Genomic DNA, 13,937 nt, shown 5'->3' with positions numbered 1-13,937 from the left:
GCTAATGCATCACTTCAGCTGGCGCGCCGATTGCGATTGTCATGGCTCTCGCCTCGGAGGCCGCCATGACCACGTGCCGTGATGCGCGTCTGCGCTCGAATTACCTTGGAACCGTCTTCCTTGCCCTCGGTAGCGTGTTGCTCGCGCTGCCCGCCCGAGCTCAATCGCAAAATCGCGACGGGTTCGCCGTCGAGCGTCTCTACTCAACGGTCGGGGCCTGTCGTTCGGTCGCGATCGGCGACTACGACGGCGACGGCGACAACGATCTCGCCATGGCCGGCGCACGCACTCCAGCGCTTGGAGATCTCGATGGCGACGGCGCACTGGATCTCGCGTTTCCTTCGATCTACACGGGCGAGGTCGCGTTCATGTTCGGTCAGCGATCAGTGACTCTCCGAAAGCCGAGCAAGCCATCCGCTCGCCATGTGCTTGCGGATGACACGTCACAAGCATCGCTACGACTCGATCCGGTCGCCCCGCACCAAGGTGCCAGCTCACTCGAGGTGAGATTCACGCTGCCGGGCAGCGCGCCCGTGAGCCTTGAGATGTTCGACATCACGGGTCGCCGCATTCAAGAGCGGTGGGCGCCCAGGGGAGCCAGCGGCGAACAGGCCATGGAGTTCAGTCTCGATCGCTCACTTCGATCCGGCGTCTACTGGCTCCGCCTTCGTCAGGGGGCAGCCGTGGCGACTCGACGCTTCACGATCGTGCGCTGAGATGACTCGGCTCCAGCGACTGCTCGTCGGCTCAGCACTTCTCGCGCTGACGCTCGTGGCGCTGCTCTGCGTTCTGCCCGTCGCGATTCGAATGCAGATGGGTGGAATGCGGTAGGTCCTCACCGTCGCCGCGCTGCGGCCCCGAATCACTCACTCATCCTCGCCGCCGGACTTCCAGCGGAAAGCCTCCAGCACGCCGATCAGGGTGATGGCGAACACGGCGGAACCCACGCACGCGACGACGGCGTCGGGACTCATCGCGCACTCCGGACGAGCGTGCCCAGGGAGAGAATCGATGGCACCCAGATTCCTACGAAGATGGCCGTCTGCTTGTCCAAGAAAAACCAGAGATAGACGGAGAACAGAAACGAGATCGAAGCAGCGGTCAGGAACAGCTTCATGGGACGGCTGGCATTGTGCATGGTGGTGCTTTCTCGCAAAGGCGTGATTGTCTTGACGACCACTCGGGAGTTCGTGGCGGCGTGGCGGGAGGAGTCGAGCTCGCCCCGCGTCAGCCCGTGAGTCTGGCGTCGAGTGCCTCGAGGTTCTCGAAGCGTTCGACGCCTTTCGGAGGCACCGGCGCACCGGCCCCGCCGATCCACAGCGGCATGCGGTGCGGCAGCATTCGACGCAGCCGACCGACCGCGGCGGAGGTCCGGCGTCGAGGAGCGGCTGCCGAGATGCTGATGGCGACGATCTCGATGCCGCGCGTCGTCGCGGCAGCGGCGATCTGCTCGACCGGGTTGTCGCAGCCCAGGTAGAGGACCCTGTACCCGCGGTACGCGAGCAGCGTGCTCAGCATGAGCAGGCCGCCTTCGTGGGTATCGCTGGAGAGCGTCGCCACCGCGAGCCGCGGGCCGCGAGCCGTGTGATCGAATGGCTCGCGAACCTCGCGAAGAAAGCCGGAGAGGCAGGCCGAAGCGAAGTGCTCATGGCGAACCTCGAGAGCCTTGCTTCTCCACGCCATGCCGATCTCGGACATGAAGGGGCCGGCGAAGTCTTCGAGAAAGCGAAGCGGCCCGAGCCGGACCCAGCTGGCTCTCAGCTCCCGAACCAGTGCCTCGCGATCGAGGTCGGAGGCGGCCTTCAATGCCGCGGCGAGCGAGCGGGCGAGTGACTCGCGCCCGAATTCGATCGACCGCTGGTCCGGCGTCGCGGCCTCCTCGGGGTCCGCGATCGACAGCATGCGATCGAGCTCGTCCGACGGGAGTCCCAGGATGTCGCCCGGTCGATGCCCCAGCGCCAGCAGTCGCGTGACGCGGCGCAGGCGCTCGACCTGCGTGGCGGAATAGAGGCGATGCCCCGACGGCTTGCGCTCCGGAATGGGCGAGCCGTACCGACGTTCCCAGGTGCGAAGGGTTTCGGCCGGGATCTGAGTGGCTCGCGACAGGGCGCCGATCGAGAGGGTTTTCGCGTCGCCTCGACTGGGTTTTGGCTTCACTTGCGTCCTCTTCGGACTGCGTGAGAGCGGGGGCCGAACGAGTCTGCTTCCGTCGGCCCACCTCAGATGAGCAGGTTTTGAACGAGATTCAGTCAGATCTCAGTCGGGCCGGAATCGTTGCCTTATTGGCCAATAGCTGAGGTAGTCAGGCGACTGTCGAGATGTCATGCATCCGCCATACATGTTCAGAACCGATTCAAACATTGGATCGATCCGCACGCAAGCGCCATCGGATGCCCCGTCGTCACCGGACCCGCCGGTGACTTGCTCGATGATCAGGAGGATCCAATGACGAATCGCAGGCAGATCTCGCTTCTGGGGGCGGCGGCCCTCGCACTGTTCGCCGTGACGGGTTGCAGCAGCGACGACGACAACCCGGTCAGCCCCGGGACGCCGGCCGCTCAGGCGCGCGTCATGGCCGTCCACGCGTCCCCTGACGCTCCGGCGGTCGATCTGCTGGTCGACGGCACGATCGCCGGAACTGCGCTGGCATTTCCGAACAGCACCCCGTACCTCAGCGTCACGTCCGGCACTCGCAACGTGAAGGTGAACGTCACCGGAACCGCGACCACGGTGATCAATGCGGACCTCGCGTTGAGCGCCAACACGAACTATTCCGTGTTCGCGACCGATTCGGTCGCCAGCATCGGCGCCCTCGTCTTGACCGACGACCTCACCGCTCCGGCTGCCGGCAAAGCGCACGTGCGCTTCGTCCACCTGTCACCGAACGCACCGGCTGTCGATGTCGCGGTTCAGGGTGGCGCCGTGCTGTTCGCGAACAGGAGCTTCAAGGAGTTCGCGCCCTTCACGCCAGTCGACGCGGGGACCTACAACCTCGAGGTTCGTCTGGCCGGAAGCAGCACGGTGGTGCTGCCGCTCAACGGCATCGTGCTGCAGGCCGGGAAGATCTACACGGTGTTCGCGAAGGGCTTCGTGGGCGGAGCCGCCGCCCAGGCGCTGGGCGCGCAGATCATCGTCAACAACTGATCCGACAGTCGCCGCGGGCAGGGCGTCCGAAAGGGCGCCCGTGCTCGGGTGATGCGAACCAGGATTCCTGGCGATGGCCGCCAGGTGCGGGAGGGGCTTGATGAGCATTGAAAATCTGATCCTGATCGCTGCGGTGGCCGGGACGCTGAGCACGGCCGACTCCAGAGTGGGAGACAAATCGATGGTGCGCAGCGTTCACGAGTTCCGAGTCATCACCATCGACGGAGACGAGAAGTCCCTGGCCGACTACCGGGGCAAGACGCTTCTGATCGTCAACACCGCGTCGCGGTGCGGCTTCACTCCCCAGTACAAGTCGCTCGAAGCCCTCTACCGCCGCTACAAGAGTCAGGGATTCGAGGTCGTCGCTTTTCCGGCGAACGACTTCATGAAGCAGGAGCCCGGAACGAATGCCGAGATCAAGGAGTTCTGCAGCCTCGAGTTTCGGACCAGCTTCCCGCTCTTCAGCAAGATCAGCGTGAAGGGCAAACAGATCGAACCGCTCTACGCCTACCTGACGCGAGACTCCGGTTTCCCGGGGGAGATCTCGTGGAACTTCACCAAGTTTCTCGTCGACCCCGACGGGAAGGTGGTTGCTCGGTTCGATTCCGCCACGGATCCGCTCGCCAAGCAGATCACGGACCGGCTCGACTCACTCACAGCCAAGCGATAAGGACCGGCGACATGTTGCAAACCACGCGCCGTATGTCCGGTGATGCAGGGCCCGCAGTCGCCGTGCCGCCGGAACCCATTCACTGGTCGGGGAGTGCGCCGTTTCTCGCCTTGCATGCGGGCGTGATCGCCGTGTTCTGGGTGGGCGTATCCCCCGTAGCCCTTGCAACCGCGATTGGGCTCTACCTGTTTCGCATGTTCGCCATCACGGGTTTCTACCATCGCTACTTCTCGCACCGCACGTTTCGTGCGGGGCGCTCGATTCAGTTCCTGATGGCGCTGGCCGGCACGCTCGCAGTTCAACGAGGCCCGTTGTGGTGGGCCGCGCATCATCGCTACCACCATCGCCACTCGGACGAGGACGGTGATTCGCATTCACCTGGTCGGCACGGCTTCTGGTGGAGCCACGTGGGGTGGTTCCTCACCCAGAGTGGAACTCCCACTCGCGAACATCTGGTGCGTGATTGGGTCCGCTACCCGGAGCTTCGGTTTCTCGACCGTTACTACCTGGTCGGCCCCATCCTCCTCGCGCCGGGCCTGCTCGGCCTCGGAGCCTGGCTGCAAGTCGCCGCCCCGCGGCTCGGCACCAGCGCAGCGCAGATGTTCGTGTGGGGTTTCCTCGTCAGCACGGTCGTGCTCTATCACGCGACCTACACGATCAACTCTCTGTCCCATCAGTTCGGGTCGCGACGCTTCGATACCGGTGACGACAGCCGCAACAACGGGCTTCTCGCCCTGCTCACACTGGGCGAGGGATGGCACAACAATCATCACCACTACCCGGGCGCGGCGCGACAAGGTTTCTACTGGTGGGAAATCGACCTGACCTACTACGGGCTCAAGGCTCTCGCCGCCTTGCGCGTCATCTCCCGCCTGCAGCCCGTACCCGCAAGGGTCCTCGAACGCAGGCGGCTGTCATGAGAGTCGCGATCGTCGGCTCAGGGATTTCCGGGCTCACGGCCGCTCGCGAACTTCATCGCGAGCACGAGATCACGCTGTTCGAATCGGAGCCACGACTCGGCGGCCACGCGCACACCGTCACGGTGGAAGACGCTGGAGTCTCGCAACACCTTGACACGGGGTTCCTGGTCTTCAATCGGCGCGACTACCCGCGATTCGAAGCGATCCTCGACGAACTCGGTGTGGGCTCGAAGCCGAGCGACATGAGCTTCAGCGTCCGATGCTCTCGTACCGGGGTCGAGTACAACGGATCGAGCCCTGGCTCGATCTTCTGTCAGCCGGCGAACGCGATCCGGCCCGGCTTCTGGCGCATGCTGCGCGACGTGTTCCGCTTCTATCGGGACGGTCGCGCGACGGTTGCCGGCATGTCGGAGGACGCCACGGTGGATGATCTCGTGCGCGCGGCGCGGTACTCCGAGGAGTTCGTGTCGTGGCATCTCCTTCCGCTCGGCTCGGCGTTGTGGTCCGCACCGCCTTCTGCGTTTCGCCACTACCCGGTGCACTTCGTGGTCGACTTCTTCGATCGTCACGATCTGCTCGAACTGAACATCAGGCGGCGGGTCGGCTGGCGCACGGTTGCCAACGGTTCGGCGAGCTATGTGGAGCGACTTGCGGACGCGTTCCGGGACCGCATTCGATTGGGTGACCCGGTGCGTTCGATTCGCCGCACGTCCGACGGCGTGCGAGTACTCACGACCGGGGGCGAGGCGACCGTCGACGAGGTGATCCTGGCCTGTCACGGCGACGATGCGTTGTCGCTGCTCGAGGATCCCACTCCCGCCGAGCGCGAGATCCTCGGCGCCGTGCGCTATCAGACGAACGAGGTCGTGCTGCACACCGACACCTCGTTGCTGCCGCGCACCCGCAAGGCGTGGGCGAGCTGGAACTACCACGTTCGCCCCGACCGCGACCTCGCCACGGTCACCTACGACTTGAACCGCCTGCAGGGACTCCGCTCCACCACGCGCTATTGCGTGACACTCAACGAAACCGAGTCCGTGGATCCATCACGCATCATCCGCCGGTTCAGTTACTCGCACCCCCAGTATTCGCTCGACTGGGTGCGCCTCAGGAAGCAGCGCGATCGCATCCAGGGAGTGCACAAGGCCTGGTTCTGCGGGGCCTATTTCGGAAACGGGTTCCACGAGGACGGAGTCCGGAGTGCTGCGGAAGTGGTCGACGCGATCGCCCATCGGGCCCTCGTGGCGAGGGCCTCGTGAACAGTGCCCTCTACTTCGGCACGATCGCGCACCGCCGGCAAACGCCGGTCGTGAACGCGTTCCACTACCGCGCGTTTCTCGTCTACCTCGATCTCGGCGAACTGGATGAGGTCTTTCGAGGCCGGTGGTTGTGGTCCGCGCGCCGCTTCGCGCCCGCGTGGTTCCGCCGGGCCGATCACGTCGGCGATCCGACGCGACCGCTCGACGACTGCGTTCGCGAGTTGGTGTACGAGCGCGCCGGGTTCCGCCCCGCGGGCCCCGTGCGCCTGCTGACGAACCTCCGCTACTGGGGCTACTGCATGAACCCGGTAAGCTTCTACTACTGCTTCGACGAACTCGGAGATCGCCTGCAGGCAATCGTTGCCGAGATTCACAACACGCCGTGGGGCGAGCGCCACTGCCACGTCCTCGACTGCCGTGCGGAATCGGCGGAACTCGGTCCACGCGTATTCGAGTTCGCGAAAGAGTTCCACGTCTCGCCGTTCATGCCGATGGAGATCGAGTACGCCTGGCGCTTCTCCGCCCCGGGGCACGCGCTCACCGTTCATATGGAGAGCCGCTCGAAGGGACGTGGGTTCTTCGACGCCTCGATGAGCTTCGAGCGCCGGCCGATCTCGACCGGAAGTCTCGCCACCGCTCTGCTGCGGCACCCGTTCATGACTGGCAAGGTGATCGTCGCGATTTACTGGCAAGCGCTGAGGCTCTGGCTCAAGCGCTCGCCCTACTATCCCCATCCGGGCGGGCTTCGCAGCGGGGTCCGCCCATGAGCACGATCCAGTCGCTGCCAGCGGTCTTGCGCCGCCCTCGATCGTCCGGCATGATCGCGCGCCTGGCGCGCGCCCTCGTGCATCAGAGGCTGGCAGGGATCCGCGACGGACAGCTGGCAGTCGAGGACTCAGGCGGTGTCCGCCGGTTCGGTGAGGCATCCGATCTTCCGTGTGCCTCGCTCCGCGTTCTCGATCCCGGGTTCTATGCGCGGGTGGCACTCTCCGGATCACTGGGTTTCGCGGAGTCTTTCCTGCGCGGCGAGTGGACGACCGACGACCTCACGAATCTGCTGAGCGTTTTCGCTCGCAATCTGAGTCGCCACGGCGGCGGCCGATGGGCCAGCGCCGCGTTCGCCCGACCGCTCGCGCGTCTGGGCCACGCCCTGAGTGCGAACTCGCGTCGCGGGAGTCGCAAGAACATCCATGCCCACTATGATCTCGGAAACGCGTTCTACGCTCTGTTCCTCGACGACACGATGACTTACTCGTGTGCGGTCTTCCCCGAGCGCGCGAGTTCTCTGCGCGAGGCATCGGTCCGAAAGCTCGACCTCGTGTGCCGCAAGCTCGGGCTCGCGCCGGGGCAGCGGGTGCTCGAGATCGGGACGGGCTGGGGGAGTTTCGCGATTCATGCGGCGAAGCACTACGGATGTCACGTCACCACCACCACGATCTCGGACGCGCAGCACCAGCTCGCGCTCGAGCGGATCCGTGCGGAGGGGCTGACGGATCGCATCGAGGTGCTCACGACGGACTATCGGGACCTCGAGGGCAGCTTCGATCGGCTCGTGTCCATCGAAATGATCGAGGCCGTCGGCCACGAGAATCTCCCGGCCTATTTCCGGGCCTGCGCGGATCGGTTGCGCTCGGATGGCGCCATGCTGCTCCAGGCGATCACCATGCCGGATCGCGACTACGACGACTATCTGACTTCCGCCGACTACATTCAGTGTTACGTGTTTCCCGGCAGCAGTCTTCCGTCGCTCGGAGCGATCACGAGCGCGGTGGCGCGCACCGACCTTCGGATCGATCACCTCGAGAGCATCGGGCGCCACTACGGCGAAACGCTGCGCCGCTGGAGGGCGTCGTTCACGGCCCGGCTTCCCGAGATCAAGGCGCTGGGATTCGACGACCGTTTCGTGCGGCTGTGGACCTACTACCTGTGCTACTGCGAGGCGGGATTCGAGGAGGGCTACGTGGACGATCTCCAGCTGGTGCTCGCGAAACCGGCGTGGCGAGGGGCACCGATCGCATCGGAGTCCGCGAACCGCGACCTGGCATCTGCCCTGAGCGGAGCGCGCGCGTGACTCTCGTCCTCGCTCTCGGCGCATGGGTCGCCGCTGCGATCGCCATGCTGCTCCTGTGGCTCTGGCAGCGCCGCAGCGGTAACGCAGCAATCGTCGATGTGGCGTGGTCATTCGCCACCGCCGTGATCGGCGTTGTGTTTGCGATCGTCCTGGGCGAAGGACCGCGCAAATGGATCATCGCCGGTCTCGCCGGCGCCTGGGGACTGCGTCTCGGCGCACATCTCTGGCAACGAGTCTCCGGCGACGTGCACGAAGATGTCCGCTACCGAAACATGCGCGAGCAATGGGGACCGCGTTTTCAGCTCTATATGTTCGGCTTCTACCAGCTGCAGGCGCTGTGGGCCGTCCTGTTCGCACTGCCAATGGCGTGGGCCGCGTGGAATCGAACGCCGCTCGGATGGCCGGATGCGCTCGGGATCGCGATCTGGGTCGTCGGGGTCACGGGCGAAGCTTTGTCGGACCTTCAGCTGCGACGATTTCGCGAGAGCAAGGAATTGGCAGGTCGGGTCTGCAATCAGGGGCTGTGGCGATACTCGAGGCATCCGAATTACTTCTTCGAGTGGATCCACTGGTTCGCATACGTGTGCCTGGCCGCGGGCGGCGATGGTCGTTGGCTCGTCCTGCTCGGCCCTGCCGCGATGCTGTGGTTGCTGCTCAAAGTAACCGGCATTCCGCTGCTCGAGACTCGCATGCTCGAGAGCCGGGGCGAGGCGTACCGTCGGTATCAACGTACGACTTCGGCGTTTTTCCCCTGGCGACCTCGAAGGATCGCTCCGTGACTTTGAACGGCGGGGCTCTGGGCCTCGAACTAGCAGAACGCGGCGTGATCCCCGAATGGCTCATTCGCCGATCGATCCGGCGGCTCTGCGAGCGCCACGCGTTGCAACTCGCGGCCGGTTCCGATGCGGAAGCCGAACATGCGCTGCTCGCGTTTCGTGACGAGGCGCGGCGGGGCCCGATCGCGCCGGTACCGGAGCTCGCGAACGACCAGCACTACGAAGTGCCAGCCGAGTTCTTTGGCGAGGTGCTAGGGACTCACCGTAAGTACAGCGCCTGCTTCTGGCCTCCGGGCGTGACCGACCTGGCCGTAGCGGAAGCCGCGGCGCTCCGAATCACGTGCGAGCGCGCGGACCTCCGCGACGGCATGCGTATCCTGGAACTCGGCTGCGGCTGGGGGTCGCTCTCCCTCTGGATGGCTTCCGCCTATCCGCTCGCCCGCATCGTGGCGATCTCCAACTCGGTCTCGCAGCGAGCACACATCGTCGCGCAGGCGGACCGCCGCGGGTTGAAGAATCTCGAGGTTCGCACGCTCGACATGAACTCCTTCGAGGCGTTCGGCTCGTTCGATCGCGTCGTGTCGGTGGAAATGTTCGAACACATGAGGAACTGGGAAGCGCTCCTCACGAGAGTCGAAGCGTGCCTTGCGGAGGAGGGCCGAGTGTTTCTCCATGTGTTCTGTCATCGACGATCGACTTATCCATATCGCACGGATGGCCCGGAAAACTGGCTCGGCCGACACTTCTTTACCGGCGGCATGATGCCGTCCCGGGACTACTTGCGGCACCTGGAGGCCCCTCTCGAGGTGGAGGCCGAGTGGACGTGGAACGGGGAACACTACCGCCGGACCGCGGACGCGTGGGCCGCGAATCTCGATCGCCGTCGCGATTCGATCCTTCGTATTCTCGCGAAGACCTACGGATCTGCGGAAGCCGAGCGCTGGTTCGCGCGCTGGAAGATCTTTTTCCTCGCATGTGCCGAGATGTTCGGGTTGCGAGAAGGAACGGAGTGGATGGTGGGGCATTATCGGCTGAAGCGACCGGGAGCGCTGCAGGAGAACCCGCGCGGTTCCATCGACGCGGTGCTGGCTTGAGCGCCGAGTCCAAGCCGGACGCGTCCGGGCCTCACGAAGCGCTGCGACCCGGCCGGATGGTGTTACTCACCGGTGCCTCCGGCTATGTCGGCGGGCGTCTCCTGCTCGAGCTGGAAAAGCGTGGCGAGAGGATCCGCTGCCTCGCGAGGCGTCCCGAGCTTCTCGCGCCGCGCGTCGGGAGCAGCACGGAGGTGGTCGGTGGCGACGTCTCGGATCCGAGCTCGCTCCGCTCCGCGATGGCGGGAGTACACACCGCGTTCTACCTGGTCCACGCCATGGACGCGCACGGGGACTTCGCGCGACGCGATCGAGAGGCCGCCGCGTGCTTCGGTTCTGCGGCGCGGGAGGCGGCTGTGCGTCGGATCGTCTACCTCGGAGGTCTTGGACGTGGAGCCGATCTCTCCGAGCACCTCGCCAGTCGGCAGGAGGTGGGGCGAGTGCTCGCGGAGTCGGGCGTCCCGATCATCGAGCTGAGAGCCTCGGTCATCATCGGATCCGGCAGTCTCTCGTTCGAGATGGTGCGCGCACTGGTTGAGCGCCTTCCCGTGATGGTCACGCCGCGCTGGGTGAGCACGCGAACTCAGCCGATCGCGGTTGAGGACGTGATCGCCTATCTGGTGGCCGCACTCGAATCCGCCGAGGCGGAGGCCGGTGTGTTCGAGATCGGCGGCGCCGATGTCGTCTCCTATCAGGAGATCATGCGCGAATACGCCCGCCAGCGAGGCCTTCGACGCTGGCTGATTCCAGTTCCCGTGCTGACACCACGGCTGTCGAGCCGATGGCTGCGGCTCATCACGCCACTTCACGCCGCAGTGGGCCGTGCCTTGATCGACGGCGTTCGCAACGAGACCGTGGTCGCGGATGACCGGGCGGTCCGGACGCTGGACGTGCGTCCGATCGGATTCTCCGAAGCGATTGCCCGGGCGCTGCGCAATGAGGATCGCGCGTTCGCCGAAACCCGCTGGTGCGACGCCATCGGCGATCGTCCCTCCGAGGCGACGGGTCGTCTCGGCACGCGGATCGTCGATTCGCGCTCGATCGAAATCCCGCGCTCCCCGGAAGAGGCATTCGCGCCGATTCGCCGGATCGGCGGTCGCACCGGCTGGTACCACGGAGACGCCTTGTGGAGAATCCGCGGAACCTTGGATCTCCTGGTAGGAGGGCCCGGACTGCGGCGTGGCCGGCGCGACCCCGATGCGCTGCGTCGCGGAGATGCGCTGGACTTCTGGCGTGTCGAGGCGTTCGAACCACCCCACCTGCTCCGGCTCGTCGCCGAGATGCGATTGCCGGGGCGGGCATGGCTCCAGTTCGAAGTCGAGCCGACCGCGACGGGTGCGCGCATCCGTCAGACCGCGATCTTCGATCCACGCGGCCTGTTCGGGCTCCTCTACTGGTATGCGCTCTTCCCGCTCCACCGGGTGATCTTCACCGGGATGCTGCGAGCCATTGCGGCGGCGGCGCTCCGCGGGCCGAGTTCCGTGAAGTTCCCGGAGCCTCCAGTCTCGAACGGAGCTCGTCTGTGAAGCGCTCTGACGTGCCGTTCGGAGGTTGCCGCCGAATCGTGTGGGTCGCCGCTGCGTCGCTCTTGAGCCTGGTCCCGGCACTGGCCTCCGCTGCCGTCCTCCGCGGTCGAGTGCTCGATGCGCGCACGCGCGAGCCGCTGGTCGCGGCCCGCATCACGCTCCAGGGAGCGCTGCTTGGCGCGTTCACGGACGACCAGGGACGCTTCGTCGTTGCCGACGTGCCGCCCGGGCCGTACAACGTTCAAGCGCAGCAGCTGGGCTACCGGCGCCAGATCATCTACGAGATTGTCGTCACTCCGGCGCGGCCCACGGAGCTCGAATTCATGTTGGAAGAAGAGGTCGTGTCCACCGATTCGGTGTCGGTCACGGCGTCGCCGTTTGCGCGCCGCGCGGCGAGCCCGGTTTCGTTGCGCACCATCGGCGCGGCCGAGATCGCGCGCTTCCCAGGCGGGGGACGCGATCTATCGAAGACGCTCCAGAGCACTCCGGGTGTCGCATCGACCCCGAACTTTCGCAACGACCTCATCATCCGCGGCGGTGCGCCCAACGAAAACCGATTCTATCTCGATGGCGTCGAGGTCCCGAACATCAACCACTTTGCGACCCAGGGTTCGTCGGGTGGGCCGGTGGGGATGATCGATGTGAACTTCATTCGCGAGGTCGACGTCTACACGAGCGCATTCCCGGCCTCGCGCGGCAACGCACTCAGTGCGGTGATGGACTTCCGTATGCGGGATGGCAACGCCGAGCGGCGTGTGACCACGGCCACCGTCGGCGCTTCCGATCTCGGAGTCACGCTCGATGGCCCGCTCGGGAAGAACACCACGTACATCCTGTCGGCTCGGCGCTCGTACCTGCAGTTCCTGTTCGAAGCGCTCGGCCTGCCATTCCTGCCCACCTACAACGACGCGCAGTTCAAGCTGCGGACCAAGCTTGGCGACCGCGACGAGATTGCGCTGCTGGGCCTGGGCGCGATCGATCGGTTCACCCTCAACCGCGAGGCCAACGACACGGAGTTCAAGCGCTACTTGCTGGACAACCTGCCGGTGACGCCGCAGTGGAACTACACGGTCGGCGGCGTCTGGAGGCATCTCTCGCCGCTCGGTGTCACGACCACGGTGCTGTCTCGCAACCAACTCGACAACAATGCGAGCAAGTACCAGGGCAATGACGACACCGACCCCGCCAAGTTGCTGCTCGACTACGACTCGCGGGAGTCCGAGACCAAACTTCGCGTGGAGCGCAGCGAGCGGCGCGGCGCTTACCGTCTGGAATATGGCGCCGGGCTCGAGGCCGCCGAATACACGACCCGCACCTTCCAGAAGACGCCGACCCAGAGCGGCATCATCGTGGTGAACTACGACTCGAAGCTCACGCTCGCAAAGGGCACGGTGTTCGCCCAGGTGAGCCGCATGCTGGCGGGCGAACGCCTGACGCTCTCCCTGGGAACGCGGCTCGACGGATCGGACTACTCGTCACGCACGATGCGCCTTGGCCAGCAATGGTCACCGCGCTTCGCGGCATCTTACGCGCTATCGCCGCGTTGGCGTCTCAATTTCAGTCTGGGACGCTATCTGCAACTGCCCGCCTACACGGTGCTTGGGTTTCGTGACTCCACCGGAGTCCTCGCCAATCGCGCCCGCGGGGCGACCTACATTCGCGCGGACCATCTGGTCGGCGGTATCGAGCTGGCGACCGCGACGAATTCACGCATCACCGCCGAGGGCTTTCTCAAGCGCTACGAAGACTATCCGTTCCTGCTCCGCGACCAGATCAGCCTCGCGAACCTGGGCGCCGATTTCGGCGTCATCGGCAATGCGCCGTCCGCTCCGACCAGTCGCGGCCGCGCGTACGGGCTCGAGCTTATGGCCCAGCAGCGACTGTATCGCGGTTACTACTTCCTGCTCGCGTACACGCTGGTGCGCAGTGAGTTCGCGACTCGTGATGGTTCCTACCAGCCGAGCGCGTGGGACAACCGCCACCTGGTCTCACTCACGGGTGGCAAGCAATTCACGCGCGGCTATGAGTTGGGCCTACGCTGGCGGTATCTCGGCGGCGCTCCCTACACTCCGGATGATGTCGAACTGTCGTCGCGCCAGAGCGTGTGGGACGCGACCGGCCGCGGCGTACCCGACTACGACCTGTTGAACTCGCGGCGCAACGGCCCGCTGCATCAGCTCGACGTTCGATTCGACAAGACCTGGTTCCGCACGGGCTCGTCGATCAACCTCTACATCGACATCCAGAACGTCTATGCGTTTCAACCCCGGCTGGCGCCGATCCTACTGGTGGATCGCGACGCGAACGGGAATCCAGTGCCGGATCCCGGAATCCTCGGCTCCTATCTCACGCATACCACGCGAGAGGATACGGGGGCGCTGCTGCCCACGATCGGCGTGACGTTCGAGTTCTGACCGCTGTGTGACTCCGTTCCGCGCTGACTCGAGACCGCCTCCGCATCGCGGCCGCGATTGCCGCGA

12 protein-coding genes are annotated in these 13,937 nt (G+C 65.3%); 11 read left to right on the top strand and 1 reads right to left on the bottom strand.

Annotated elements, in window-relative coordinates; translation table 11 throughout:
• The first annotated feature begins 65 nt into the window (after window positions 1-65).
• Window positions 66-716 (top strand): T9SS type A sorting domain-containing protein, encoded by a 651-nt coding sequence (locus HOP12_00815; GenBank protein NOT32692.1) that lies wholly within the window; start codon window positions 66-68, stop codon window positions 714-716.
• A gap of 511 nt (window positions 717-1,227) precedes the next feature.
• Here the strand turns inward: HOP12_00815 and HOP12_00810 are convergent.
• Window positions 1,228-2,157, bottom strand: a complete 930-nt coding sequence (locus tag HOP12_00810; GenBank protein NOT32691.1) for a MerR family transcriptional regulator — start codon at window positions 2,155-2,157, stop codon at window positions 1,228-1,230.
• A gap of 288 nt (window positions 2,158-2,445) precedes the next feature.
• Here HOP12_00810 and HOP12_00805 point away from each other — a divergent pair, with 288 nt between their 5' ends.
• From HOP12_00805 to HOP12_00760, 10 genes are all read left to right on the top strand, one after another.
• Window positions 2,446-3,144 carry a DUF4397 domain-containing protein gene (locus tag HOP12_00805; protein NOT32690.1) on the top strand — a complete coding sequence of 233 codons (699 nt, stop codon included), beginning with the start codon at window positions 2,446-2,448 and terminating at the stop codon, window positions 3,142-3,144.
• 181 nt (window positions 3,145-3,325) lie between these two features.
• The gene (locus HOP12_00800; protein ID NOT32689.1) at window positions 3,326-3,814 is read left to right on the top strand and encodes a glutathione peroxidase; all 489 of its coding nucleotides are present in this window, start codon (window positions 3,326-3,328) and stop codon (window positions 3,812-3,814) included.
• A 32-nt stretch (window positions 3,815-3,846) separates the two neighbouring features.
• Window positions 3,847-4,734: an acyl-CoA desaturase gene (locus HOP12_00795; protein NOT32688.1), complete on the top strand. Its 888-nt coding sequence runs from the start codon at window positions 3,847-3,849 to the stop codon at window positions 4,732-4,734.
• Window positions 4,731-5,993 carry an NAD(P)-binding protein gene (locus HOP12_00790; protein ID NOT32687.1) on the top strand — a complete coding sequence of 421 codons (1,263 nt, stop codon included), beginning with the start codon at window positions 4,731-4,733 and terminating at the stop codon, window positions 5,991-5,993. Before HOP12_00795 ends, HOP12_00790 begins: the two co-directional genes overlap by 4 nt.
• On the top strand, window positions 5,990-6,760 hold the full coding sequence (locus HOP12_00785; protein ID NOT32686.1) for a DUF1365 domain-containing protein: 771 nt from the start codon (window positions 5,990-5,992) through the stop codon (window positions 6,758-6,760). The genes HOP12_00790 and HOP12_00785 overlap by 4 nt, the downstream gene beginning before the upstream one ends.
• The gene (locus HOP12_00780) at window positions 6,757-8,064 is read left to right on the top strand and encodes a class I SAM-dependent methyltransferase (GenBank protein ID NOT32685.1); all 1,308 of its coding nucleotides are present in this window, start codon (window positions 6,757-6,759) and stop codon (window positions 8,062-8,064) included. The genes HOP12_00785 and HOP12_00780 overlap by 4 nt, the downstream gene beginning before the upstream one ends.
• A gap of 44 nt (window positions 8,065-8,108) precedes the next feature.
• Entirely contained in the window at window positions 8,109-8,843 is a 735-nt protein-coding gene (locus HOP12_00775) for a DUF1295 domain-containing protein (protein NOT32684.1), read from the top strand.
• A 17-nt stretch (window positions 8,844-8,860) separates the two neighbouring features.
• Window positions 8,861-9,934, top strand: coding sequence for a class I SAM-dependent methyltransferase (locus HOP12_00770; GenBank protein NOT32683.1), 1,074 nt, complete (start codon window positions 8,861-8,863; stop codon window positions 9,932-9,934).
• Between the two features lie 56 nt (window positions 9,935-9,990).
• On the top strand, window positions 9,991-11,457 hold the full coding sequence (locus HOP12_00765; protein NOT32682.1) for an SDR family oxidoreductase: 1,467 nt from the start codon (window positions 9,991-9,993) through the stop codon (window positions 11,455-11,457).
• A complete protein-coding gene (locus HOP12_00760; protein ID NOT32681.1) occupies window positions 11,454-13,871 on the top strand; it encodes a TonB-dependent receptor in 2,418 nt (805 codons plus the stop codon). The genes HOP12_00765 and HOP12_00760 overlap by 4 nt, the downstream gene beginning before the upstream one ends.
• Window positions 13,872-13,937 lie beyond the last annotated feature (66 nt).

The sequence above is a fragment of the Candidatus Eisenbacteria bacterium genome, assembly GCA_013140805.1.
Lineage (GTDB): Bacteria > Eisenbacteria > RBG-16-71-46 > RBG-16-71-46 > RBG-16-71-46 > JABFRW01.
This window is presented reverse-complemented; position numbering and strand designations above follow the sequence as displayed.

Bases quoted from the DNA above. Each gene is read 5' to 3' on its own strand.
- HOP12_00775 (NOT32684.1), top strand. From the start codon at position 8,109: ATGCTGCTCCTGTGGCTCTGGCAGCGCCGCAGCGGTAACGCAGCAATC.
- HOP12_00780 (NOT32685.1), top strand. From the start codon at position 6,757: ATGAGCACGATCCAGTCGCTGCCAGCGGTCTTGCGCCGCCCTCGATCG.
- HOP12_00765 (NOT32682.1), top strand. From the start codon at position 9,991: ATGGTGTTACTCACCGGTGCCTCCGGCTATGTCGGCGGGCGTCTCCTG.
- HOP12_00805 (NOT32690.1), top strand. From the start codon at position 2,446: ATGACGAATCGCAGGCAGATCTCGCTTCTGGGGGCGGCGGCCCTCGCA.
- HOP12_00815 (NOT32692.1), top strand. From the start codon at position 66: ATGACCACGTGCCGTGATGCGCGTCTGCGCTCGAATTACCTTGGAACC.
- HOP12_00790 (NOT32687.1), top strand. From the start codon at position 4,731: ATGAGAGTCGCGATCGTCGGCTCAGGGATTTCCGGGCTCACGGCCGCT.
- HOP12_00800 (NOT32689.1), top strand. From the start codon at position 3,326: ATGGTGCGCAGCGTTCACGAGTTCCGAGTCATCACCATCGACGGAGAC.
- HOP12_00795 (NOT32688.1), top strand. From the start codon at position 3,847: ATGTCCGGTGATGCAGGGCCCGCAGTCGCCGTGCCGCCGGAACCCATT.